Origin of the sequence: Mycolicibacterium novocastrense (assembly GCF_001499835.1) — a bacterium.
Classification (GTDB): Bacteria; Actinomycetota; Actinomycetes; order Mycobacteriales; family Mycobacteriaceae; genus Mycobacterium; species Mycobacterium novocastrense.
In genome coordinates, this window is sequence record NZ_LQIH01000045.1 from 217,559 (window position 1) to 240,857 (window position 23,299).

At 66.4% G+C, this 23,299-nt stretch carries 26 protein-coding genes; 17 read left to right on the forward strand and 9 right to left on the reverse strand.

Annotation, left to right across the window (positions count from 1 at the left end):
• The first annotated feature begins 88 nt into the window (after positions 1-88).
• The gene (locus AU072_RS22915; protein ID WP_082680632.1) at positions 89-1,420 is read left to right on the forward strand and encodes a DUF349 domain-containing protein; all 1,332 of its coding nucleotides are present in this window, start codon (positions 89-91) and stop codon (positions 1,418-1,420) included.
• A 4-nt stretch (positions 1,421-1,424) separates the two neighbouring features.
• Here the strand turns inward: AU072_RS22915 and AU072_RS22920 are convergent, their stop codons facing one another.
• Entirely contained in the window at positions 1,425-1,838 is a 414-nt protein-coding gene (locus AU072_RS22920) for a lipoprotein LpqH (RefSeq protein WP_064402425.1), read from the reverse strand.
• A gap of 143 nt (positions 1,839-1,981) precedes the next feature.
• Here AU072_RS22920 and AU072_RS22925 point away from each other — a divergent pair, with 143 nt between their 5' ends.
• Positions 1,982-2,419: a lipoprotein LpqH gene (locus AU072_RS22925; RefSeq protein ID WP_064402426.1), complete on the forward strand. Its 438-nt coding sequence runs from the start codon at positions 1,982-1,984 to the stop codon at positions 2,417-2,419.
• On the opposite strand, the gene AU072_RS22930 is transcribed toward AU072_RS22925, so the two are convergent.
• The 3 genes from AU072_RS22930 to AU072_RS22940 all read right to left on the reverse strand — a co-directional run bounded on the left by AU072_RS22930 (position 2,416) and on the right by AU072_RS22940 (position 4,786).
• Positions 2,416-3,495 (reverse strand): S1C family serine protease, encoded by a 1,080-nt coding sequence (locus AU072_RS22930; RefSeq protein WP_235629778.1) that lies wholly within the window; start codon positions 3,493-3,495, stop codon positions 2,416-2,418. The two genes, AU072_RS22925 and AU072_RS22930, sit on opposite strands and share 4 nt — an antisense overlap.
• Before the next feature lie 92 nt (positions 3,496-3,587).
• Entirely contained in the window at positions 3,588-3,914 is a 327-nt protein-coding gene (locus tag AU072_RS22935) for a hypothetical protein (protein WP_231744885.1), read from the reverse strand.
• Positions 3,915-3,928: 14 nt separating this feature from the next.
• Positions 3,929-4,786, reverse strand: a complete 858-nt coding sequence (locus AU072_RS22940; protein ID WP_231744886.1) for a SigB/SigF/SigG family RNA polymerase sigma factor — start codon at positions 4,784-4,786, stop codon at positions 3,929-3,931.
• Positions 4,787-5,166: 380 nt separating this feature from the next.
• Here AU072_RS22940 and AU072_RS22945 point away from each other — a divergent pair, with 380 nt between their 5' ends.
• A complete protein-coding gene (locus AU072_RS22945) occupies positions 5,167-5,688 on the forward strand; it encodes a copper chaperone PCu(A)C domain-containing protein (RefSeq protein ID WP_067089976.1) in 522 nt (173 codons plus the stop codon).
• 29 nt (positions 5,689-5,717) lie between these two features.
• On the opposite strand, the gene AU072_RS22950 is transcribed toward AU072_RS22945, so the two are convergent.
• The gene (locus AU072_RS22950; RefSeq protein WP_064415887.1) at positions 5,718-6,314 is read right to left on the reverse strand and encodes an Rv2732c family membrane protein; all 597 of its coding nucleotides are present in this window, start codon (positions 6,312-6,314) and stop codon (positions 5,718-5,720) included.
• Complete coding sequence (gene miaB / locus AU072_RS22955) at positions 6,302-7,855, reverse strand: tRNA (N6-isopentenyl adenosine(37)-C2)-methylthiotransferase MiaB (protein ID WP_064402434.1); 1,554 nt, start codon at positions 7,853-7,855, stop codon at positions 6,302-6,304. The genes AU072_RS22950 and miaB overlap by 13 nt, the downstream gene beginning before the upstream one ends.
• A 157-nt stretch (positions 7,856-8,012) precedes the next feature.
• Between miaB and AU072_RS22960 the strand changes: the two genes are divergently transcribed.
• The 4 genes from AU072_RS22960 to AU072_RS22975 are packed head-to-tail and all read left to right on the forward strand — an operon-like array spanning position 8,013 to position 11,159.
• Entirely contained in the window at positions 8,013-8,741 is a 729-nt protein-coding gene (locus AU072_RS22960; RefSeq protein ID WP_064402858.1) for an amino acid ABC transporter ATP-binding protein, read from the forward strand.
• A 16-nt stretch (positions 8,742-8,757) separates the two neighbouring features.
• Entirely contained in the window at positions 8,758-9,570 is an 813-nt protein-coding gene (locus tag AU072_RS22965) for a glutamate ABC transporter substrate-binding protein (RefSeq protein WP_064415888.1), read from the forward strand.
• Positions 9,571-9,597: 27 nt separating this feature from the next.
• Positions 9,598-10,281 carry an amino acid ABC transporter permease gene (locus AU072_RS22970; RefSeq protein WP_064415889.1) on the forward strand — a complete coding sequence of 228 codons (684 nt, stop codon included), beginning with the start codon at positions 9,598-9,600 and terminating at the stop codon, positions 10,279-10,281.
• On the forward strand, positions 10,278-11,159 hold the full coding sequence (locus AU072_RS22975) for an amino acid ABC transporter permease (protein ID WP_064402439.1): 882 nt from the start codon (positions 10,278-10,280) through the stop codon (positions 11,157-11,159). The genes AU072_RS22970 and AU072_RS22975 overlap by 4 nt, the downstream gene beginning before the upstream one ends.
• Here the strand turns inward: AU072_RS22975 and AU072_RS22980 are convergent, their stop codons facing one another.
• From AU072_RS22980 to recA, 3 genes are all read right to left on the reverse strand, one after another.
• Positions 11,160-11,981 (reverse strand): TIGR03560 family F420-dependent LLM class oxidoreductase, encoded by an 822-nt coding sequence (locus AU072_RS22980; protein ID WP_064402441.1) that lies wholly within the window; start codon positions 11,979-11,981, stop codon positions 11,160-11,162.
• An 88-nt stretch (positions 11,982-12,069) separates the two neighbouring features.
• On the reverse strand, positions 12,070-12,594 hold the full coding sequence (gene recX, locus AU072_RS22985) for a recombination regulator RecX (RefSeq protein ID WP_064402443.1): 525 nt from the start codon (positions 12,592-12,594) through the stop codon (positions 12,070-12,072).
• Positions 12,560-14,692: an intein-containing recombinase RecA gene (recA, locus tag AU072_RS22990; RefSeq protein ID WP_064402444.1), complete on the reverse strand. Its 2,133-nt coding sequence runs from the start codon at positions 14,690-14,692 to the stop codon at positions 12,560-12,562. Before recA ends, recX begins: the two co-directional genes overlap by 35 nt.
• Before the next feature lie 262 nt (positions 14,693-14,954).
• Here recA and AU072_RS22995 point away from each other — a divergent pair, with 262 nt between their 5' ends.
• The 10 genes from AU072_RS22995 to AU072_RS23035 all read left to right on the forward strand — a co-directional run bounded on the left by AU072_RS22995 (position 14,955) and on the right by AU072_RS23035 (position 23,298).
• Positions 14,955-15,284, forward strand: coding sequence for a hydrogenase maturation nickel metallochaperone HypA/HybF (locus tag AU072_RS22995; RefSeq protein WP_064350943.1), 330 nt, complete (start codon positions 14,955-14,957; stop codon positions 15,282-15,284).
• A gap of 2 nt (positions 15,285-15,286) precedes the next feature.
• The gene (gene hypB / locus AU072_RS23000; protein WP_064415890.1) at positions 15,287-16,078 is read left to right on the forward strand and encodes a hydrogenase nickel incorporation protein HypB; all 792 of its coding nucleotides are present in this window, start codon (positions 15,287-15,289) and stop codon (positions 16,076-16,078) included.
• Between the two features lie 122 nt (positions 16,079-16,200).
• The gene (locus tag AU072_RS23005; protein WP_064350945.1) at positions 16,201-17,256 is read left to right on the forward strand and encodes an NADH-quinone oxidoreductase subunit B family protein; all 1,056 of its coding nucleotides are present in this window, start codon (positions 16,201-16,203) and stop codon (positions 17,254-17,256) included.
• Between the two features lie 87 nt (positions 17,257-17,343).
• Positions 17,344-19,140, forward strand: a complete 1,797-nt coding sequence (locus AU072_RS23010) for a nickel-dependent hydrogenase large subunit (protein ID WP_064415926.1) — start codon at positions 17,344-17,346, stop codon at positions 19,138-19,140.
• Between the two features lie 3 nt (positions 19,141-19,143).
• Entirely contained in the window at positions 19,144-20,079 is a 936-nt protein-coding gene (locus AU072_RS23015) for a NifU-related iron-sulfur-binding protein (RefSeq protein ID WP_064415891.1), read from the forward strand.
• Positions 20,076-20,717, forward strand: coding sequence for a DUF5947 family protein (locus AU072_RS23020; RefSeq protein ID WP_064415892.1), 642 nt, complete (start codon positions 20,076-20,078; stop codon positions 20,715-20,717). The genes AU072_RS23015 and AU072_RS23020 overlap by 4 nt, the downstream gene beginning before the upstream one ends.
• On the forward strand, positions 20,705-21,349 hold the full coding sequence (locus AU072_RS23025; RefSeq protein WP_064350948.1) for a DUF6084 family protein: 645 nt from the start codon (positions 20,705-20,707) through the stop codon (positions 21,347-21,349). Before AU072_RS23020 ends, AU072_RS23025 begins: the two co-directional genes overlap by 13 nt.
• Positions 21,346-22,683, forward strand: coding sequence for a hypothetical protein (locus AU072_RS23030; protein WP_064415893.1), 1,338 nt, complete (start codon positions 21,346-21,348; stop codon positions 22,681-22,683). Before AU072_RS23025 ends, AU072_RS23030 begins: the two co-directional genes overlap by 4 nt.
• A complete protein-coding gene (locus AU072_RS28970) occupies positions 22,674-22,793 on the forward strand; it encodes a DUF6893 family small protein (protein ID WP_407937620.1) in 120 nt (39 codons plus the stop codon). The genes AU072_RS23030 and AU072_RS28970 overlap by 10 nt, the downstream gene beginning before the upstream one ends.
• Before the next feature lie 16 nt (positions 22,794-22,809).
• A complete protein-coding gene (locus tag AU072_RS23035; protein ID WP_120271053.1) occupies positions 22,810-23,298 on the forward strand; it encodes a hydrogenase maturation protease in 489 nt (162 codons plus the stop codon).
• The last annotated feature ends 1 nt before the right edge of the window (position 23,299 follow it).

Consider the following 23,299-nt stretch of genomic DNA (forward strand, 5'->3'; position numbering starts at 1 on the left):
CCTGTTTGAATAGCGTTCGGACAGCGATCAGGCGCCGCGTTGCGCGGCAGGTACGCGGTACGCCGCGGAGGGCACGAGGATTACCGACATGACGACCAGCCAGCCAGGGGGCCAGTCCTCCTCGCCGAAACCCGCTCCCCGGCCCGGACCGCCGCGTCCCGGACCCGTGCCGCGGCCGAGCCGACCAGGGCCGACGGTGGTCGCGCCCCCGACCAGCGATCCGCACCGGTTCGGCCGCGTCGACCCTGACGGCACGGTGTGGCTGATCACCGGCTCGGGCGAACGGATCATCGGATCGTGGCAGGCCGGCGACACCGAGGCCGCCTACGCGCACTTCGGCAGGCGCTTCGACGATCTCCAAACCGAGGTCGCGCTGATGGAGAGCCGGCTCGAGTCCGGTACCGGGGACGCCCGCAAGATCAAGGCGGCCGCCCAGTCGCTGGTCGAGACCCTGCCGACGGCGCACGTGCTCGGCGACGTCGACGCGATCGCCGAACGTCTGCAGGCGATCATCAACCACGCCGACGAGACCGCTCAAGCCGAGAAGGCCCGGCGCGAGGAGTTGCGCGCCGCCCAGACCGCCCGCAAGGAGGCGCTGGCCGCCGAGGCCGAGGACATCGCCGCCAACTCCACCCAGTGGAAGGCAGCAGGCGACCGGCTGCGGGAAATCCTCGACGAGTGGCGCACGATCACCGGGCTGGACCGCAAAACCGATGACGCCCTGTGGAAGCGGTATTCGGCGGCGCGCGAACAGTTCAACCGCAGGCGCGGATCGCATTTCGCCGAACTCGACCGTGAACGTGCCGGTGCCCGGCAGGCCAAAGAGGCGCTGTGCCAGCGTGCCGAGGGGTTGGCCGACTCGACGGACTGGGGTCCCACGAGCGCGGCGTTCCGCGAACTGCTCAACGAATGGAAGGCGGCGGGCCGCGCGGCCAAAGACGTCGACGACGCGCTGTGGCAGCGGTTCAAGGCGGCCCAGGACAAGTTCTTCGGGGCCCGCAATGCCGCCAGCGCCGAGCGCGACGCCGAGTTTCGTGCCAACGCGGAGGCCAAGGAGGCGCTGCTGGCCGAGGCGGAGAAGATCGACACCTCCGATCTCGACGCGGCGCGCGCTGCGCTGCGGGTGATCGGCGACAAGTGGGACGCCATCGGCAAGGTGCCCCGCGAGCGCGGCGCCGATCTGGAACGGCGTCTGCGCGCCATCGAGAAGAAGGTCCGCGAGGCGCCGACGCACGGTGTGGATCCCGAGGCCCAGGCACGAGCCGACCAATTCCGGGTCCGCGCAGAGCAATACGAGCGTCAAGCGGAGAAGGCCGCGGCCGCCGGTCGCGACAAGGACGCCGCCGAGGCGCGGGCCAACGCGGAGCAGTGGCGGCAGTGGGCGGACGCGGCCGCCGAGGCGCTCGGCAAGACCCGCTGAACGCTCAGCAGTCGGTGGAGATCTCGAACGGCGCGGTGGTGCGTTCGCCCGGATCGTCGTGGAAGAACCCGACCGCGGTGCCGGTGATCGTGAACTTGCCGTCCACCAGGCTGGCTTCGGCCTCACCGGTGGTCTTGTCCCAAAAGCTGCCCGTGAACCCGCCCAGGTTGTTGATCTGCACCGATCGCGCGACGACCGGATCCCCGGTGCGAACCTGGGCGATCAGGCCGGGCGTCTGCTCGAGCGTCTCGAGATTCCACAGCCAGCCCACCTGGGTGCAATCGACGGGGTGCCCGCCGGCGTCCTTCCCGTCGATGCTCACGTGGACGAGGTGCTTGGCCAGCAGTTCCGGGCCCGACGCGCATCCCGTCGGGATCATCAGCACGGCTGCTGTTGCAACGGCAAATCGTTTGTCCATGGTGCCGCCTCGATGACTTCCCGGCTACTTGTCTTCGCCGGGCGTTGACATTCGCGTTCCCCACGGAGATTTGCTGTATACCTCCGGCGTATGGCCGGCAGCCATTGCGGGTATCACTTTGACCCGATCCCGAAGGTCCGGTCATGGTCGAAGATGTCAGCGTCGCGCGCACCGCGGCAGCGCTGTTGCTGACCGTAGGGCTCGCCGGCTGCTCTTCCGCACCGCCGGCTTCACCCGACCCCATGGGCGGCACCGCGACGGTGTCCATCAACTCGCATCCCACCGGTGATCGGTACTACGTCAGCTGCGCCAAGGTGAAGTGGCTGCTGACCATCGAAAGCGGGGACACCGACACGGGTTTCACGGCCATCGTCGATACGGACGACGGCCCCGACGCGCAGGTCGTCAAGATCCGCGACCTCGGCGGGTTCACCGGTTCCGCGTGGACGGGTGGCGTCGGTCAACTGCGGGCAACCCGCGACAACGGCCGAATCACGATCAGCGGCACCGGCTACGGGTACTTCGCCGACGACCCTCACCGCCCAGCGACAGCGGCCTTCGACATCACGGCCGGATGCTAGCCCGGTTGCGAGAGTGAGCCCGTGCGCGAACCGATCGTCACCGTCGTTTGTTCACGGTCACCCCCGCGCATGAACACCATCGATTGCTCGGACCCCGGCTGCGTCTGGCGCAAGCCACCCAGTAGGTCCTCGACAGAATGCACCGGCTTGCCGGCGAACTCGACGATCACGTCGCCGGGCCGAAGCCCCGCGAGGGCAGCCGGTGCGCCGGGATCGACGCTGGTCACCAACGCACCGCGGTCGACCTGCACACCCCGCAGCTGCTGGATCGCCGGGGTCAGCCGGCCCAGGGAGATACCGAGGTACGGGTGCGTGGCTTCGCCGTCGGCGAGGAGTTGATTCGCCACGTCGAGCACCGTTGCCGCGGGAATCGCGAACCCCAACGACACCGCGCCCACTGCCGGCGGAATGTACGCCTCGTTGATCCCCACGACCCGTCCCTCAGCGTCGAGCAAGGCGCCGCCGGAGTTACCCGGCGAGATGGGCGCGTCGGTCTGGATCAAATCCACCAACGACTGAGTTTTCGCCGCCGAGCCGGGGATGTCTCGGTGCAGACCCGAGATGACGCCGACGGTCACGGAGTTCTGGAACCCCAGCGGACTCCCGATTGCGACGGCGACCTCGCCGGGCCGGGGCATATCTTCGCGGAACTGCGGCACCGGCATGTCCTGGCCTTGCGTGCGCACGACGGCCAGGTCGGTCACCTCGTCCGTGCCCACCACGACGCCGGGCGAACGTTCCTCGTCGGCGGTTATGACGGTCACTTCGCGGGCGTCGCCGACGACATGGGCATTGGTCACCACGACGTCGGGGCGTAGCACCACACCGCTGCCGACGCCGCCGTCGCGCTCGACGGTCACCACGCTCGGACTGACGCGTTCCACCAGATCGGCGTAGCCGGTGCGGTCCAGCGCCGAAGGCGGGGAAGTCTCGGTCAACGGCGTCGCTGCCGGGATCGGTGTCGACGCCGGAGTCGATGTCGACGCGTCCTGTGGATTGGACTGCAGCGTGCATCCGGCGACGGCGACGAGAGCTGCCGCGGCGGCCGCTCCGACACGAAAATGCCTGCCCTGCAAAGGTTTACCTCCTGAATTCAGTATGCACACGGCACGGATCGGCCGCCGGCGATAAGCAGCGGCTCGGACTGCCGAAGCGGTGCACGGGCCGGCTAGGGGGACCGCTTGGCTCGCTTCCAGCGGGCACCCAGCACGAGCGCGCCGGCGGCAGCAACGACACCGGCGCCCGCCAGCGTGATCGTCCATATCCGCCGATCTTCGAGATTCATCTGACACAGCCGCGTGAAGTCGGTGTCGGCGACCACCCCACCGGGAACCGGGATGTTGGCTGCGCTGCCGTCGTCGTGCGCGCGAGCGGCGGACAGGTCGGGCGCCACGGCGCTGCCGCACTCGATCGTCAGATTCTCGGGTGATGCCGAAACCGGAGTGAACAAGCCCGCGACGCCGACGATCGCCGCGACGACACCAACGAAAAGCACTATCCGAAGCACAATCATGCGCCTGACATACCCATTGCCGCGGATTCCTCGCGGCAGGATTGCCGCAGCCGCTCCAGCGTCGCGCCGAGCAGCCGCGATACCTGTACCTGCGAAATGCCGAGGCGCCGGCCGATTTGGCTCTGCGGCAGGTTCTCACAGAACCGCAGCCGCAGGATCAGCCGTTCACGCTCGGTGAGCGTGCTCACCAGTCCGGCGACGGTCAGCGCGTCCTCGACGCTGCTGTAGCGCGGGTCGTCGAGGCCCTGTCGCGCGGCGGCCGGTTCGGATTTCCCATCACCGGGTGCCGCCGCGTCGAGTGACGACGGTCGGTACGCGACAGCCGCGTCGACCGACTGCACCACCTCGTCTCGGTCGACACCGAGCTCGGCGGCCAGTTCGGTGGCCGTCGGTGCTCGGCCGAGACGCTGTGACATCGGACCGATCGCGGCGCAAACGCGCTGGCGGGTGTCCTTGATCCTCCGGGGCACGTGCATGACCCACGTGTGGTCGCGGAAGTGGCGGCGAACCTCGCCCATGATCGTCGGTACGGCGTAGCCGAGAAACGGCCCCTTGCCTGGGTCGTAGCGGTCGATCGCCTTGATCAGGCCCAGCCGGGCCACCTGCCTCAGGTCGTCGGCCGATTCGCCGCGGCCGGCGAAGCGGCCCGCGATATGGTCGGCCAGCGGCAAACATCTGGTAATGATCTGGCAACGAAGCGAATCCCGTCGCGCCCCCTCCGGCGTGCGGCGCAGCTCGCAACACTGCGGGTGCACGTCGTCGTAGTCGTCTTCGTGAGTCCCCACCGCGCCCGTGCCGCCCGTCGGTTCCACGAAATCGACGCGATTGCCAGCCTCCATCAGGGCCGATACCATGACAGCCTCCCCTCTCGGTATTGACGTCGGACCGGCCCGCCCACCGTTCGGCTGGGCGCTGTCGACCGGCCTGTACGTGCAGACTATCGGCGCAGGAATACCGCAACCTGAAAGGACTCTAATAAGAACCCGTGAACCCGGACTCGCAAATTCAGCAAACAGAAGTAGGCGCAGTGGGCCCGGTGCGCCGGTCGGCTGCCGAACGTATAGGGACGCGGTTCGCGGGCAACTCTTCTCACCATGCAAGCTCTCACCGTTGACCCGACCAAAGCCCAGTCTCTGCGAGTGGAAGACCTCGCCGATCCCACTCCCGGGTCGACTGGCTGTGCCTGCCGCGCTTCGACTCGCCGGGATGCTTTGCCGCGAGATCGGCAACTCAGATGAAGACACTTACCGTTTCACGGCGTCGCGTTGCGGCGGCCGGTTTGGTGACGAGCGTGCTGGTCGCCGGTTGCGGCGGCGATCCGAACATGGACTCGTCGAACCGGGGCGCGGGTTCGGAGACCGAGACGACGTCGGTCGAGAATGCCTTCATCGTGCCGCGCTTCATACCGGGGTCGTGCGCCATTCAGGTCGGCGATGCGGCGGCGCTCACGTTCACGGTGACGAACAACCGGATCACCGAGCCCGAACGCCTGCTCGGCATCGAGACACCCGCCGCCGAGGCGATTCGGCTGTCTCCCGATGCGACGCTGGAGATTCCGCCCGAGACGTCGATCGCCGCCGGCCAACCGATCGAAGACGTCACCGACGGCGCCGCAGACCAACCCTTCACGGCCAGAGTCGAGGGGCTTCGGGAATCGGCGACGCCGGGCAAGTCGGTGGACATGACGTTTCACTTCGACAAGCAGGGCGACCTCGTGATGAAGGTTCCGATCGAGGCCTGTCCCACTCAGAAATAGGCCATTCGGTGCGGCCGCCGAGGGGTAGGTCAGCCGTCGGTCGAGCCGTTGTCGTCGTCGAGGTTCTCGAGCAGACCCTTCTTCTGTTGCTCCGCGGCGGCCCTGCGCCGTTCCTCCTCGGCGGCCAACTGCAGCGCGGTGCGCGCCCACACCGCCCTGGCCCAGTGGAACGTCACCACCGCGACCGCGATCCAGGCGATGATGAGCCCGATTCCGGGACCCGGGTAACGGTCGGGGGCGGTTTGGCGCGACCACACCGCCAACAAACCGAGAAGCGTCGCCACGGTCGAGCCCGCCAGCGCGATCCAGGCCAGCGCCCAGCGCCGGGTGAGCAGCGCGAGCATCGAGAAGCCGACGCCGAATACCAGTACCAGCCAAGCGAATACCCGTAACGGCAGGGTGATTCCCTCGCGGAGCGCGGTTTCGCCGCCGACGAGCACATCCAGACCGCGCGCGTCGCCGGTGTGCGGCAGGATGAACGACACCAGCAGTACGAACACCCCGATGGCGATCACCAGGGCTCGTGCGCCGGGGTCGATCTCGCCCGCGACGCGTCGCTCGGCGGCCTCGATGTCGCCCTTGAACTCCTCGAAACCTTTATCGCCGGGCGTCGTCACTGTGTGCATCCCGTCGCGGTAGCGGGTGTCGTCGGTGCGCCGATGCCCGGCATGCCCAGGCCCACTCCGGTGCGTGGGCGCCGACCTTCGGCGTGGGCGTCGCCCGCCCGGGTGCGCCGATGGCTGTGCACGGCCGAATCGGCGATCAGATGGTGCGGTGCGGCGCCGGTCACGGTCGTGGTCACGACGTCGCCGGGGCGGATGTCGAGTCGCTCCGGGTTGAAGTGCACCAGGCGGCCGTCGCGGGCACGGCCCGACATTCTGGCCGTCGAGGCGTCCTTGCGGCCCTCCCCGGCAGCCACCAGGACTTCGACGGTGCGGCCGACCAGCGCGCGGTTCTCCTCGAGCGAGATTCTCTCCTGGAGGTCGATCAAACGCTGATAGCGTTCGCTCACAACGGCTTTCGGAATCTGATCGGGTAACTCGGCGGCGGGGGTGCCGGGCCGCTTGGAGTACTGGAAGGTGAACGCGCTGGCGAACCTCGCCTGCTCGACGACATCGAGCGTCGCCTGGAAGTCCTCCTCGGTCTCACCCGGAAAGCCGACGATGAGGTCGGTCGTGATCGCCGCATGCGGTATCGCCGCGCGGACGCGGTCGATGATGCCGAGGTAGCGCTCGGCGCGGTAGGACCGTCGCATCGCGCGCAGGATGTGGTCGGACCCGGACTGCAGCGGCATGTGCAGCGTCGGGCACACATTCGGCGTCTCGGCCATCGCGGCGATGACGTCGTCGGTGAACTCCGCGGGGTGTGGTGAGGTGAACCGCACCCGTTCCAGTCCGTCGATGCGCCCGCAGGCGCGCAGGAGTTTGGCGAACGCGCCGCGGTCCCGCGGCTCTTCGGGGTCGACGAAAGAGACGCCGTAGGCGTTGACGTTCTGGCCGAGCAGCGTGATCTCGAGCACGCCTTGTTCGACGAGCGTCTGCACCTCGGCGAGCACGTCGCCGGGCCGGCGGTCGACCTCCTTGCCGCGCAGCGCGGGCACGATGCAGAACGTGCAGGTGTTGTTGCAGCCCACCGACACCGACACCCAAGCGGCATATGCGGATTCGCGGGCGGCGGGCAGCGCGGACGGGAACTCCTGCAGCGCCTCGACGATCTCGACCTGGGCCGCCTTGTTGTGCCTGGCCCGTTCGAGCAGCGTGGGCAGGGACCCGATGTTGTGTGTGCCGAACACCACGTCGACCCACGGTGCCCGGCGCAGCACGGCGGCCCGGTCTTTCTGCGCCAGGCAGCCGCCGACGGCGATCTGCATATCGGGATTGGCCTGCTTGCGCGGCGCCAGGTGGCTGATGTTGCCGTAGAGCTTGTTGTCGGCGTTCTCGCGCACGGCGCAGGTGTTGAACACGACGACATCGGCGTCCTCGCCCTCGGCGGCGCGTTGGTACCCGGCGCCTTCCAGCAATCCCGCGAGTCGCTCGGAGTCGTGCACGTTCATCTGGCAGCCGTAGGTGCGGACCTGGTACGTGCGGATTGTCGCCGGCGCGCGTGAGGACTCGTCGGTCGCGTGTGGGCGAACGGCCACGTCGGCCGCTCCCTGTCGCGTCACCATCGAAGTCACGGCCCCATGGTACGGACCCGGCGGTGCGCCGACCCGGGCGGATTGACGAGTTCCGGGCAGGCATGCCCTTCCCTCGGTAAGGTCTGCACCCATGAAGACCAGCGAGTCGGACGGAAAAGAGGTCAATCCGACTCAGTCAAGCGTGCCGATGATCTCGATCTCGGATGTCAACAAACACTTCGGCAGCCTGCATGTGCTCAAGGACATCAACCTCGACGTGGAGCGCGGCGAGGTGATCGTGGTGCTCGGTCCGTCGGGCTCGGGCAAGTCGACGTTGTGCCGCACCATCAATCGGCTCGAACCCATCGATTCGGGCACGATCACGATCGACGGTGAAGTGCTTCCCGAGGAGGGACGCAAGCTCGCCGAGTTGCGGTCCGACGTGGGCATGGTGTTCCAGTCCTTCAACCTGTTCGCCCACAAGACGATCCTCGAGAACGTCACTCTGGCTCCGATGAAGGTGCGCAAAAAATCGAAGAACGAGGCCCGCGAGAAGGCGATGCAGCTGCTCGAGCGGGTGGGCATTGCGAATCAGGCCGACAAGTACCCGGCGCAGTTGTCCGGTGGCCAGCAGCAGCGGGTGGCCATCGCGCGATCTTTGGCGATGAACCCGAAGGTGATGCTGTTCGACGAACCGACCAGCGCGCTGGACCCCGAAATGATCAACGAAGTGCTCAACGTCATGACGTCGCTGGCCAAAGACGGGATGACGATGTTGGTCGTGACGCACGAGATGGGTTTTGCCCGGGGCGCGGCCAACCGGGTGGTGTTCATGGCCGACGGCGCAATCGTCGAGGCGGCCGAACCCGACCAGTTCTTCACCAACCCCCAAAGCGACCGTGCCAAAGACTTTCTCGGCAAGATCCTTCACCACTAGTCGAAAGGAATCTCCAATGCCATCGATCTCCAGGCGCGTTCTGGGAGCGCTCGCTCTCGCCGTCGCGCTGCCTCTGTCCGCCACCGCCTGCGGTGGTGGGAGCGACGGCGACACGATCGTCATCGGCACCAAGTTCGACCAGCCCGGGCTCGGAATGAAGAATCCCAACGGCAGCATGAGCGGCTTCGACGTCGACGTGGCGAAGTACGTCGCCCAGCAGCTCGGCTATCCCGAGGACAAGATCGAGTGGAAGGAAGCGCCGTCCGGTCAACGCGAGACGCTGATTCAGAACGGGCAGGTGAAGTACATCGTTGCGACGTACTCGATCACCGAGGCGCGGGAGAAGAAGGTCGATTTCGCCGGACCGTATCTGATCACCGGCCAGAGCCTGTTGGTGCGCGCCGACAACACCGACATCACCGGTGAGGCATCGCTGGAGAACAACAAGAAGCTCTGCTCGGTGTCGGGATCCACACCCGCTCAACGCATCAAGGACAAGTACCCCCGCGTACAACTGCAGCAGTACGACACGTACTCGGCCTGCGTCGAGGCGTTGAAGAACGGCGGCATCGACGCGGTGACGACCGACGAGGTGATCCTGGCCGGCTATGCCGCGCAGAACCCCGGTGCGTTCAAGGTCGTCGGCGGCACCTTCTCCGAGGAGCGCTACGGAATCGGTTTGAAGAAGGGCGATTCCGAGCTCCTGACGAAGATCAACGACGCGCTCGCGAAAATGATTCAGGAAGGCGCCTGGAAGAAGGCCTGGGACGACAACCTCGGGGCGGCGGGGATTCCCGCGCCGCAGCCCCCGCAGATCAACCAGAGCTGACGGACCTCCCCCGCGCTAGGAGGTCATGTGGAGGTTCTCCCCGGCTACACCGTCGGCCAGATCGTCGAGGCGTTCTGGACGACCATCCAGCTGACGGTCTACTCCGGCATCGGCGCGCTGGTGCTCGGCACGGTGCTGGCCGCGATGCGGCTGGCACCGGTGCCGGTGCTGCGTTGGCTCGGAACGACATACGTCAACGTGGTGCGCAATACGCCGCTGACGCTGATCATCCTGTTCTGCTCGTTCGGGTTGGCCGGGACCATGGGGATCACGCTGGTCGACCCGAACTCGCGTACGTCCATCGAAGACAGCAACTTTCGTCTGGCGGTGCTCGGCCTGGCGCTGTACACCGCGGCATTCGTATGTGAGACGGTGCGCTCCGGGGTGAACACCGTGCCGCTGGGCCAGGCCGAGGCGGCGCGGTCGTTGGGGTTGACATTCGGGCAGAATCTGCGGCTCATCCTGATGCCACAGGCTTTTCGAGCCGTGATCATTCCGCTGGGGTCGGTATTGATCGCCTTGACCAAGAACACCACGATCGCCTCGGCGATCGGCGTGGCCGAGGCGGCGTTGCTGATGAAGGAGATGATCGAGAACACAGCGGCGATCCTCACCATCGGTGCGATCTTCGCAGCCGGCTTCGTCGTCCTCACACTGCCGACCGGACTGTTCTTCGGCTGGCTCGGCAAACGGATGGCGGTCAACCGATGAGTTCGGCTTCTGTCCTCTTCGACGCTCCGGGACCGCGGGCGCGGGTTCGTAACTGGTTCGTGTCGGCGATCGTCATCGTCGTCACCGCGCTGGTCCTGGTCGCGGTGCTCGTGCAGATGGCGGCCAAGGATCAGCTCACGGCGGCCAAATGGAAGCCGTTCCTGACGGCCGACCTGTGGAGGACGTACGTACTGCCCGGCGTGCAAGGCACGTTGACCGCCGCGGCGGTGTCGATCGTGCTGGCGCTGATACTCGGTCTGCTGCTCGGTGTGGGCCGACTCTCGACACACGGCCTGCTTCGGTGGCCGTGCGCGGTCATCGTCGAATTCTTCCGTGCCGTACCGGTTCTGATCATGATGCTGTTCGCGTTCGCGCTGTACGCCGCCTACGACATGTTCCCGTCCAGGCATCTGGCGCTCGCCGCGGTCATCACCGGGCTGACGCTCTACAACGGCGCAGTCATCGCCGAGATCGTGCGCGCCGGCGTCCACGCCCTGCCCCGCGGCCAGTCGGAGGCGGCCTATGCCCTCGGCATGACGTGGGGCCAGACGATGCGCTCGATCCTGTTGCCGCAGGCGATCACGTCGATGCTGCCGGTGCTGATCTCGCAACTCGTCGTCGTCCTCAAGGACACCGCGATCGGCTACATCATCACGTTCCTCGAACTCGTGCGCCAGGGCGTGCAGATGGGTACCGCCTACAGCAATCTGCTGCCAGCGCTGATCGTGGTCGCGTTGTTGATCATCACCGTGAACTTCACGCTGTCCTGGGTGGCGACCCGGGTGGAAGCGCGGATGCGGCGTTCGCGTCGTGGTCCGACGCCGCTTGAGACCGAGGCCGTCGAGCAGGAGGGCGCACCTGGCGCTAAAGCCGTGTGATCAGGCCAGTTCCGCGCATCGGGCCAGCAACTCGTCGTCGGGCGGCTGATAGAAGGACAACACGACGTGCTGGCAGCCGAGTCGGCCGTAATCGGCCAGGGAGTCCAGCTGGGCGTCGACCTGATCGGGCTGCTCCGGATGCAGGAACAACTGCACGCCCCGTCGGATCGACGCTGGGTCACGGCTTTCGGCCGCGCACGCCTCGTCGAGACCGTGGCTGGCGGCCGCCCATTCCTGGGGCGAGGTACTCGGCATGTTCCATTCGTCGGCGTGGCGTGCCGCGACGCGCAACATCTTCGGCTGCGACGCGCCAACGACGATCGGCGGATGCGGACGTTGGAGCGGCTTGGGATCGCAGAGCGCCTGCTGCAGCGTGAAGAAACGGCCGATGAAGTCGACCGTCTCCTCGGTCCACAGCCTGCGGATGACCGTCAGCGCCTCGTCGACCATCGCGACCCGCTGTCCCGGCGGCGGAAAGTCGATCCCGTAACCGCGGTGCTCGGCCTCGTGCCAGCCGGCCCCGAGACCGAAGTCCAGTCGCCCGCCGGAGATGTGGTCCACGGTGACGGCCATCTTCGCCAGCACCGCGGGGTTGCGATAGGTGACACCGCTGACCAGGCAGCCCACGCGGGCGCGCCGCACGACGACCGCCATCGCGGCGAGACTGGTCCACCCCTCGTGGGTCGGCGTCGTGGGATCGACCAGGCCGTAGAAGTGGTCGTAGTTCCACACCGCCGGGAATCCGAGGTCGTCGGCGGTCCGCCAGAACCGCTCGAGGACCGGGTAGTCGAAGGTGGGCGCCAGCTTGACGGACAACTGCATGCAAAATGCTTACGCGGTCGGCTATTTCCTTGCAACCGGCCACGCTACGTGCGCCGAGGACTCGACTTCTCGACCACGGTCTGGAGTCCTAGACCTGGCGACGCTCGCGTTCGTTGGCCAAAGCGACCTTGACGACGTCGAACGCCATCGTTTGGTTGTAGCCGCGCCGGGCGAGCATCCCGACGAGCCGACGGGCCAGCTTGGCGTCGTCGCCATCGGCCAGCTTTTCGCGGCGCAGCTTGTCGGCCACGAGTCGCTCGGCGCGGGCGCGTTCGGCACCGGGTTCGTCGTCGGCCAGCGTCGCCTCGATGATGTCCGTGTCGACGCCTTTGGTCCGTAGCTCGGCAATCAACGCGCGCCTGCCTTTTCCGGCGTTCACCCGCCGGGATCGGACCCACTGTTCGGCGAAATTAGCGTCATCAACGAGGCCGACTTGTTCGAGCCGGTCGAGCACCTTTTCGCTGACGTCGTCTGGGTATCCACGCTTGGTGAGCTGGCCGGCCAGTTCGGCCCGAGTGCGCGCTCGCGCGGTGAGCAGACGCAGACACACATTTCGCGCCTGCTCCTCGCGCGAGGCCTCAGAAGTCGACGGGGGCGGGCAGGACTTCGTCATCGGTCACCACGGCGCCAATGCCGAGCTTCTCTTTGATCTTCTTTTCGATCTCGTTGGCCACCTCGACGTTCTCGAGCAGGAAGTTGCGGGCGTTCTCCTTGCCCTGGCCCAACTGCTCACCTTCGTAGGTGAACCACGAGCCGGACTTGCGGATGAAGCCCTGCTCGACACCCATGTCGATGAGTGAGCCTTCCTTGCTGATGCCCTTGCCGTAGAGGATGTCGAACTCGGCCTGCTTGAACGGCGGCGACACCTTGTTCTTGACGACCTTGACCCGGGTGCGGTTACCGACCGCGTCGGTGCCGTCCTTGAGGGTCTCGATCCGCCTGACATCCATCCGGACCGAGGCGTAGAACTTCAAAGCCTTTCCGCCCGTTGTGGTTTCGGGCGAATTGTGCACCATGACGCCGTCGACGAAATAGTTGTGGTTACCCTCGACCTCGATGTCGAATCGATTCATCGATCGAGTATGTGGCTTGACGTGGACATCGAGGACTCGCGCCGGAACCAACCGCTGCGTGGGCTCGACGAACTGCGGTGTTACCGCGCCCTGACCGCGGAACCGAGGCAGCAACTTGTACTCCATCGAGGGCGTGATGTACGGGGCCACCAATTCCTGAAACTTCGCGCTGGACGCGGTGGAGAACACCAGCACCGACTTTCCGGCCGCACCGGACAGCCGCAACCGTACGTCCAGACCGTGTGTATCGCGCAGATAATCACGCAGCCGGATCCGAGTGCCCTCACTCATGGCCTCGACACAAATCTCGATACGCCCGCTGCCACCCGCGGTGCGCTCCTGCAGCCCCTTGGAACGGACGGTGAACGTCCCGTCATCCATGTACCAGATAGCAAGCGCCAGCGGAGTGAGCGCCTTGAGGTACTCCTCGGATAAGAACTTCTTACCGTCACCGAGATACACCGCCCGCTGCAGTTCAGCCAACTCGGGCAGCGGGGTGAAGTCGACGAACGTTGCGCCCTTGTCATTTACGTGGGTCGAGTGCTTGATATTGCCCAGAAGCGCTGTCTTCCACTGCAAATAGTCGACCTGCTTGGCGCCGTGGCCCATTCTAAAGCGAACCCCATTACGGTCCCGGCGATTCGGCGACAGGTTGCCATCGCCCATCAAAGACCCGAGTACGACCTGAAACTGCTGATCGCTGAGTCGATGCGGCTCCGCGGCCATCACTCGATCACCGGCGACGAGGTCGCCCGCTTCCGTCCAGCCGGCGGGAGTGCGGATCAGGTGGTTCGGGGTAGCCGCGAACTGCGATTTGCCGTTGCCGCCCGACTTCTCGACGGTGAACTGAAGAAATTGCTCGGCGGGACCGTTGTTGAACCAGTTCACCACCTTGCGGGGCACAACCTGATCGGTGTCCGGGTCATAGGACATGACCTCAACGTCCATCTTCTGGTTGACGATCTTGCCGATCTTCTCGGTGGTGCCGTCGGCCAACTGCACCCGGGTGCCATAGGCAAAACACCCGAACATCACACCGATTTTTTCGCGGAGCTGGTTGATGAAGATCGCGGTGGTGCCCGAGTTGCTCAACGCGCCGGTCATCTTGCGCAGCGCCTGGCTCATCAGCCGGGCCTGCAGGCCGACGTGGCTGTCGCCCATCTCCCCCTCGATCTCGGCGCGGGGCACCAGCGCCGCCACCGAGTCGATGACCAGGATGTCCAGCGCGCCCGAACGGATCAGCATGTCGGCGATCTCCAGCGCCTGCTCACCGGTGTCGGGCTGGCTGACCAGCAGCGCGTCGGTGTCCACCCCGAGCTTCTTGGCGTACTCCGGATCCAGCGCGTGCTCGGCGTCGATGAATGCCGCGATACCGCCGGCGGCCTGCGCGTTGGCGACCGCGTGCAGCGCGACGGTGGTCTTACCCGACGACTCCGGGCCGTAGATCTCGATGACCCTGCCCCGCGGCAGGCCGCCGATGCCGAGGGCCACGTCCAGCGCGATCGAACCGGTCGGGATGACCGAGATGGGCTGGCGGACCTCTTCGCCGAGCCGCATCACCGACCCCTTGCCGAAGTTCTTGTCGATCTGCGCGAGTGCCAGCTCGAGGGCCTTCTCGCGGTCGGGTGCCTGCGCCATGGGGTTCTCCGTCCTTCGGATGTCTAGCTGTTCGGTGATCGGTTTCGATCTGTTGGCCGTGACGCTAGAGGCAGCCACCGACAAGTTCTGTGACAAGTCGGCCGGACCAGCAGCATCTAGCCGTCGAACACTGCCCACAGTAGACGAACACCTGTTCGACTCAAGTGAGACACGCCGTGGGATGGGCTGCGTGTCGAATAGGCCGCTCCTGCGGGCGCCGCGCGGCCTATCGTGAAGTCATCCCGGCCGAAACGGGGTCCGCGTGCACGAGATGGCGATAACGCAGAGTGTGGTCGATGCGGTGTGCGAGCACGCCGCGGGACGCCGGGTGCACTGCGTCAAGCTGGAGGTCGGCGCGCTGTGCGCCGTCGTACCGGACTCTATGCGGTTCTGCTTCGAACTCGCCACCGCGGGCACCGTCGCCGACGGCGCGCGCCTGGACCTCGATGTGCAACCCGGCGCGGCGCGCTGTCACACCTGCGGCCAAAGCTTCGAACTACCCGATCTGATTCTGTTGTGTCCCTGCGGCAGTGCCGATGTCGAGGTGACCGCCGGTCGGGATCTGAGGATTCTCTCGATGGAGGTGAGTTGAGCATGTGCGCGACCTGCGGCTGCGGCGACGACGGTGCGACCATCACCACGCCGGGACACACCCACCTCCACCCTCACGAGCATGACCATCTCCACGAAGGCGAACACGTCCACACCGAGACCATCACGCTCGAGCAGAAGGTGCTCGCCAAGAACGACGAGCTCGCCGAACGGAACCGCGCATGGCTGGCCGCCCGCAACATCCTGGCGCTCAACCTCACCAGCTCGCCGGGCGCCGGTAAGACCACCCTTCTGGAACGCGCCATCCGCGATCTGCACCCGGATCGCCCGGTCGCGGTCATCGAAGGCGATCAGGAGACGCTGCTGGACGCCGAACGCATCAGGGCCGCGGGAGCGCGGGCCGTACAGGTCAACACCGGCGCGGGCTGCCATCTCGACGCCACCATGGTGCAACGGGCACTGGAGACCCTCGACCCCGAGCCGGGGTCGCTTCTGTTCATCGAGAACGTCGGCAACCTCGTCTGCCCCGCTCTGTTCGATCTGGGTGAGCGCAGCAAAGTCGTCGTGATCTCGGCGACGGAGGGCGACGACAAGCCGCTGAAGTATCCACACATGTTCGCCGCGGCGGGACTGGTGATCGTGAACAAGACCGACCTGCTGCCGTATGTCGCTTTCGATCTTGAGAAATGCCGCGACCATGTACGCTCGCTGAACCCAGGCGCGCAGATACTGACCATGTCGGCCGCCACCGGCGACGGTGTCGCGCGGTGGTACGACTGGATCGACGATTGCGCGAACTCGGCCTCTGCGCTCGCACCCATTGACAAGATATAACCCCCGGAGTAAACCCAGACTCAGCGCCGGAATTCGGCGCCGCGGCACAACGTGAGGTTGGGAGCCCCAGCCCGGCTCCCGGTCGTGAGGGCCCCAGCCCGGCCCCCAGGAAGCTGTGACCTATGCCAACGGAGGCAGCAGTCAAAGCGGAAGAGGCCTTGATCCACGTCCTGTGGATCAACGCCGGATTGAGTTGTGACGGAGATTCGGTGGCGTTGACTGCCGCCACCCAGCCCAGCATCGAGGAGATCGCCCTCGGCGCTCTTCCCGGGCTGCCCAGAATCGCCGTCCATTGGCCCCTGATCGATTTCGAGTGCGGGCCGAACGGTGGCGCCGACGATTTTCTCGAATGGTTCTTCAAGGCCGACCGGGGTGAACTGGAACCATTCGTTCTGGTCGTCGAGGGGTCCATCCCGAACGAGAAGATCAAGGCCGAAGGCTACTGGTGCGGATTCGGCAACGATCCGGCCACCGGCCAACCGATGACCACCAGCGAGTGGCTGGATCGGCTGGCGCCCAAGGCCACTGCCGTCGTCGCGGTCGGAACGTGCGCCACCTACGGCGGCATCCACGCGATGGCGGGCAATCCCACCGGCGCCATGGGTGTCCCGGACTACCTCGGCTGGGACTGGAAGACCAAGGCCGGCATTCCGATCGTCTGCGTACCGGGATGTCCGATCCAACCCGACAACCTCGCCGAGACGCTGACCTACCTGCTGTACATGGCCACGGATCAGGCTCCGATGATCCCCCTCGACGATGCGCTACGGCCCCAGTGGCTGTTCGGCGCAACCGTGCACGAGGGTTGTGACCGAGCCGGGTACTACGAACAGGGCGATTTCGCGACCGAGTACGGATCGCCGAAATGCATTGTCAAACTGGGTTGCTGGGGTCCGGTCGTCAAGTGCAACGTACCCAAGCGCGGCTGGATCAACGGAATCGGCGGCTGCCCGAACGTGGGTGGCATATGCATCGGCTGCACCATGCCCGGATTCCCCGACAAATTCATGCCGTTCATGGACGAACCCCCCGGTGGCAAGGTGTCCACCGCGGCGTCGGGCCTGTACGGGTCGGTGATCCGCAGCCTGCGCCATATCACCGGCCGCACCGTCGACAAAGAGCCGAAGTGGCGCCATCGCGGCACGCAACTCACGACCGGAGCGACCCGCACCTGGTAGGTGTGGCTCGTCGGAGGGCGCGCAGGCGTGCTTTCGGTCTCCGAAATGTCCTGTGACGCTCCTCATCTGAAGAAAGAGAAGAGTTCGATGACAACCATCATCCCCGAGCCGTCACACGTGAAGCGCGACCCCGGCCAACTGGTGGAGATGGCGTGGGATCCCATCACCCGGATCGTCGGTAGCCTCGGCATCTACACCAAGATCGACTTCGACAATCGCGAGGTCGTCGAGTGCCACAGCACCTCGTCGATCTTCCGCGGTTACTCGATCTTCATGAAGGGCAAGGATCCTCGCGACGCGCACTTCATCACGAGCCGCATCTGCGGCATCTGCGGTGACAACCATGCGACGTGCTCGTGCTACTGCCAGAACATGGCCTACGGTGTCAAGCCGCCACATCTCGGCGAGTGGCTGATCAACCTCGGTGAAGCCGCCGAGTACATGTTCGACCACAACATCTTCCAGGAGAACCTGGTCGGCGTCGACTACTGCGAGAAGATGGTCTCCGAGACCAATCCCAGTGTGCTGGCCAAGGCGGAGAACACCCAGGCCCCGCATGCGGACATGCACGGCTACCGCACGATCGCCGAGATCATGCGTGCGCTCAATCCTTTCACCGGCGAGTTCTACCGCGAGGCCCTGCAGGTCAGTCGGTGGACGCGAGAGATGTTCTGCCTCATGGAGGGTCGACACGTCCATCCGTCGACGCTGTATCCCGGCGGTATCGGTACCACCGCGACGGTCCAGTTGATGACCGACTACATGACGCGGCTGATGCGCTACGTCGAGTTCATGAAGAAGGTCGTGCCCATGCACGACGACCTCTTCGACTTCTTCTACGAAGCGCTTCCCGGCTACGACCAGGTCGGCTTGCGCCGCACGCTGCTGGGCTGCTGGGGCTCGTTCCAGGACCCCGAGGTGTGCAACTTCGAGTACAAGGACATGGAGCGTTGGGGCGACGCGATGTTCGTCACGCCCGGTGTGGTGATCGACGGGAAGCTGCACACCCACTCGCTGGTCGACATCAACCTCGGCATCCGAATCCTGTTGGGCCACTCGTACTACGACGACTGGACCGACCAGGAGATGTTCGTCAAGACCGATCCCCTCGGCAATCCGATCGACCGGCGCCATCCCTGGAACCAGCACACCAATCCCCGGCCGCAGAAACGCGACTTCGACGGCAACTACAGCTGGGTGATGGCGCCGCGCTGGTTCGACGGCACGGATCACCTGGCGCTCGACACCGGCGGCGGTCCGTTGGCGCGGCTGTGGTCCACCGCACTCGCCGGACTGGTCGACATCGGCTATGTGAAGGCGACCGGCCAGAGCGTGCAGATCAACCTGCCCAAGACGGCCCTGAAGGGTCCGGTCGAACTCGAGTGGAGGATCCCGCAGTACGGCAGCAACACCCTCGAACGCAACCGCGCCAGGACGTATTTCCAGGCCTACGCGGCCGCCTGCGCCCTGCACTTCGCGGAGAAGGCGTTGACCGAGATTCGAGCCGGCCGGACCAAGACCTGGGAGAAGTTCGAGGTGCCCGACGAAGGCATCGGCTGTGGGTTCACCGAGGCGGTCCGCGGAGTCCTCAGCCACCACATGGTGATTCGCGACGGCAAGATCGCGAACTATCACCCCTATCCGCCGACGCCGTGGAACGCCAACCCCCGGGACAGCTACGGCACACCGGGACCCTACGAGGACGCGGTCCAAGGCCAGCCCATCTTCGAGGAGAACGACAGGGAGCATTTCAAGGGCATCGACGTCATGCGCACGGTGCGCAGTTTCGACCCGTGTCTGCCGTGCGGCGTGCACATGTACCTGGGTAAGGGGAAGTCACTCGACCTGCTGCACTCCCCCACCCAGACCGTCACCGGGGAATAGGGAATGGCCCCGCCGATCCGAGACGACGCGCAGTGGCGTACGGCGGGCGACCGAATACAGGCCCTGCTTGACGCGTCCGCCGCGGGCGGCCCCGCCGCGCACGAGCGCGCGGTCCAACTCGTCGGTGAGGTGACCGACCTCTACGGCGCCGCACTCGAACGGATCCTGCGGATCGCGGTGAGCGCCGACGCCACGCTGGCCGAACGACTGGCCGGCGATGACCTCGTCGCCAGCCTGCTGCTCGTCCACGGGTTGCACCCGCACGACATCCATCGGCGCGTCGAGGATGCCCTCGACAGGGTCCGGCCGTATCTCGGCTCGCACGGCGGCGACGTGGCACTCCTCGAAACAGTCCACGTCCCAGACGGATTCACCGTTCGCCTGCAATTCTCTGGCAGCTGCAAGAGCTGCCCCTCGTCGGCGGTCACCCTGGAGTTGACCGTCGAGGACGCCGTCCGGGCGGCGGCTCCGGAAGTCACCGCGATCGAGGTGGTCGCGCCGCCGTCGAGCCCGACGGTGATTCCGCCGGCGACGCTCTTCAGCCGCGTCCAGCAGCGCGCGCCCAGGCATGCGTCGTGGCACCACGTGCCCGAATTCGCGGACCTGACGCCCGGCGAGGTCGGCGGATTCTCGGTGGCGGGAACCACCGTGCTGGCGTGCCGCATCGGCGACGAAATGTTCGCCTATCGCGACCGCTGCGGTGTCTGCCGCGAGTCGCTGGCCGGGGCCGCGCTACACCGCCGCATGGGGTCTCCCCCCGGCGATGCGGTGCTGCGCTGCCCGCGCTGCCACGCCCATTTCGACGTCGTGCACGCCGGGGCCTGCGTCGACGAGGGAGCCGACCCGCTCGCTCACCTGGAGCCGATCCCGCTGCTGGCGCGCGACGGCGTGTTGTCGATCGCGATGGCCGCGCAGCCCACCGAGGCGGGTGTGGCATGACCAGCGCGTACGACGTGCTCGCGATGATCCGGGCCAACCGCGGGGTCCCCGCGCCCGCCGGTGAACGCTGTGAGATGTGCACCGAAACGATCGCCGATGAGCACCAGCACGTCGTGAATGTCGAAGCGCGGGCGCTGATGTGCGTGTGCCGCGGCTGTTATCTGCTGTTCACCGACACCAGGGCCGCGCTCCGCTATCGCGCGGTCCCCGACCGCTGGTTGTCCTTCCCGGGATTCGGGATGGACCGCCGGGATTGGCAGCGTCTTCAGATCCCGGTCGCGCTGGCGTTCTTTTTCCGCAACTCGAGCCTGGATCGCATGGCCGCCTTCTATCCCGGGCCGGCGGGCGCGACCGAGTCCGAACTGGACCTCTCCGCGTGGGACGGTGTGCGTGCGGCGGACCCGCGGGTGGACCTGCTCGCCGACGACACCGAGGCCCTGCTCGTGCTGGTGCCCGACGACGACAGCCAAGATCCGGAATGCTTTCTGGTGCCCATCGACGCCTGCTACGAGTTCGTCGGCAGGCTGCGCCGGCTGTGGCGCGGATTCGACGGCGGCCAGCAGGTGCGCGAATACGTTCAGGACTTCTTCGAGCACGTGCGTAACCGGGCGAAGGTGGTGGCGCCGTGCCAGAGCTGACCTTCGCCGTGCTCGACATCCGCGCCGAACCGTACGCGGTCACACCGGTGCTCACCGCCCGGATCGGTATCGCTTCCGACGGTGACGACCCCGTGCACGCCATCGCGCTGCGCTGCCAGGTTCGCATCGAACCGTTGCGTCGCCGATACTCCGATGACGAGGCGCTCGGACTGCTCGACCTGTTCGGCCCCCGCGAACGCTGGGACACCACACAACACAACTTCCTCTGGCAACATGCCAGCACCATGGTGCCGGGATTCACCGGAACCACGCAGGTCGACCTGCCGCTCGAGTGCACCTACGACCTCGAGGTGACGGCGGCGAAATACTTCCATGCACTGCATGACGGCACGATTCCGCTCCAATTCCTTTTCAGTGGAACAATTTTCACCCGCGGTGAGAAGAACCTGCGCGTGCAGCAGGTTCCCTGGGATCGCGAGGACCGCTACGACATGCCCGTGTCGACGTGGCGTGACCTAATGCGCGTGCACTACCCCAACACGGGTTGGCTGCGGCTGGGTCACGACACCATCGCTGCGCTGTCGGAGTTCAAATCAGCCCGCGGCCTTCTGGGTTACGACGACGCGATCACCTCGCTACTGGCCGTTCACACCGCTGAGGAGATTCGATGACCGCAGACTGGGATCACGCCCGAGCCGTCGCGGACGCGGTGCTCTACGAGGGTTACCTGCTGTACCCCTACCGCGCCAGCTCGCGCAAGAACCAGTCCCGTTGGCAATTCGGCGTTCTCGGACCGAGCGGCGCCGCGGAGGCCGCCATCGGCGAAGACGCCTCGCTGTCCACCCAGGTTCTGTTGACCCCGCACGGCATCCCGATGGTCACCGGTGTGTTGCGCTTTCTGCAGCTGCAGCGCCGCAGTGTCGAACGCGACGCCGGCGGCGGACGGTTCGAACCGGTCGACGAACTGCGTTCGGGAACCGACGCATGGGTCAGCTGGGACGAAGCCGCCGAGTACGAGATCCCGATCGACCCGTTCCCGGTCATGAGCCTGCCTCGCACACTGGACATCTCGGTTCCCTCGGCGAGGGAGATCGAGCCCATCGCGGGCGGCAGGCTGGTGCGGACGCGCCGCGAGCTGAGCGGCCGACTCGCCATCTCCGCCGAGCAGGACGGTGACTTGCTGCGACTCACGTTCGATGTATGCAACACCGCTGCACCGGCCGGCGACAAGGACGAGGCGATCGCTGTATCACTGATCGGGACCCACCTGTTGCTGGAGGTGGCCGACGGTGAATTCGTCTCCCTGCTCGAACCGCCGGAGGGGGCCTCCGACGCCGTGGCGCGGTGCCGCCAGCACCGCTGCTTTCCGGTGCTGGCAGGCCCGGCGCCGCATCGGGATCTCGTGCTCGCGTCACCGATCATCCTCTACGACCACCCCGAGATCGCCGAGCAGAGCAAGGGTGCGCTCTACGACTCGACCGAGATCGACGAGATCCTGACGCTGCGCATCATGACGATGACCGACGACGAGAAAGCACAGGCCCGCGCCACCGATCAACGCGCCGCGGCGATCATCGATCGCTGCGACTCGATGTCACCCGAGGCGATGCTCAATCTGCACGGCGTGCTGCGGGACCCGCATGCGCCCAATGGGGAACCGGACCTGATCCCGCAGATCCCGACCGGCATCGAGTGGTGGGACCCGATGGCCGATACGGCGGTGCGGCCGGACTCGGATGCCGTGCTCGTCAACGACACTCGCGTCGCCCGTGGCAGCCGTGTGCGGTTGCACCCGTCCCGGCGGGCCGACGCGCAGGACGTGTTCTACGCCGACAAGATCGCGCGCGTCACCTCGGTGCACGAGGACGTCGACGGCGAGCACCATATCGGCGTCGTCATCGAGGACGATCCCGGTGCCGAACTGCACGACTGGTACGGCCGCTACCTGTACTTTGCACCCGACGAGGTCGAACCTCTGGTTGAAGGGAGTCCGCAATGGAAGTGATCGGCTGGATCGCGGTAGGTGTCGTCGCGGTGGTGGCCGTGGCGGCGGCGGTGGTGGGCATCCGCTCCGTGCCGGATGCGCGGCGCTACATGAGAATGCGCCGGATGTGACGGCGAGGGAGGTGTCCTGATCCCCCGAATTCTGGTAGCCGGGCTCGGCAACATCTTCCTCGGTGACGACGGCTTCGGCCCCGAGGTGATGCGCCGCGTGCCGGCCGACCTCGCCGGACCACACGTTGCGGTCACCGATTACGGGATCGGCGGCATGCACCTCGCCTACGACCTGCTCGACGGCTGCGACGCCCTGGTCCTGGTCGACGCCATCCCGAATCGCGGCACGCCGGGCACGCTCCACGTGTTCGAGGCCGACCTCGACAACGCCCGGTCCGCAACCGGTTTGGATGCGCACGCGATGGACCCCGCGGCGGTGTTCGCCAGCCTCAACGCGCTTGGCGGCACCCCGCCCTTCACCGTGGTGATCGGCTGCGAAGTCGACCGCATCGACGCGGGTATCGGGCTGTCGGATGCCGTTGCGGCGGCCGTGCCGGAGGCGGTCCGGGTGATCGGCGAGGTGGTCGACGGACTGTTGGCCCGCGTCTCGGTGGCGGAGGGCTGAC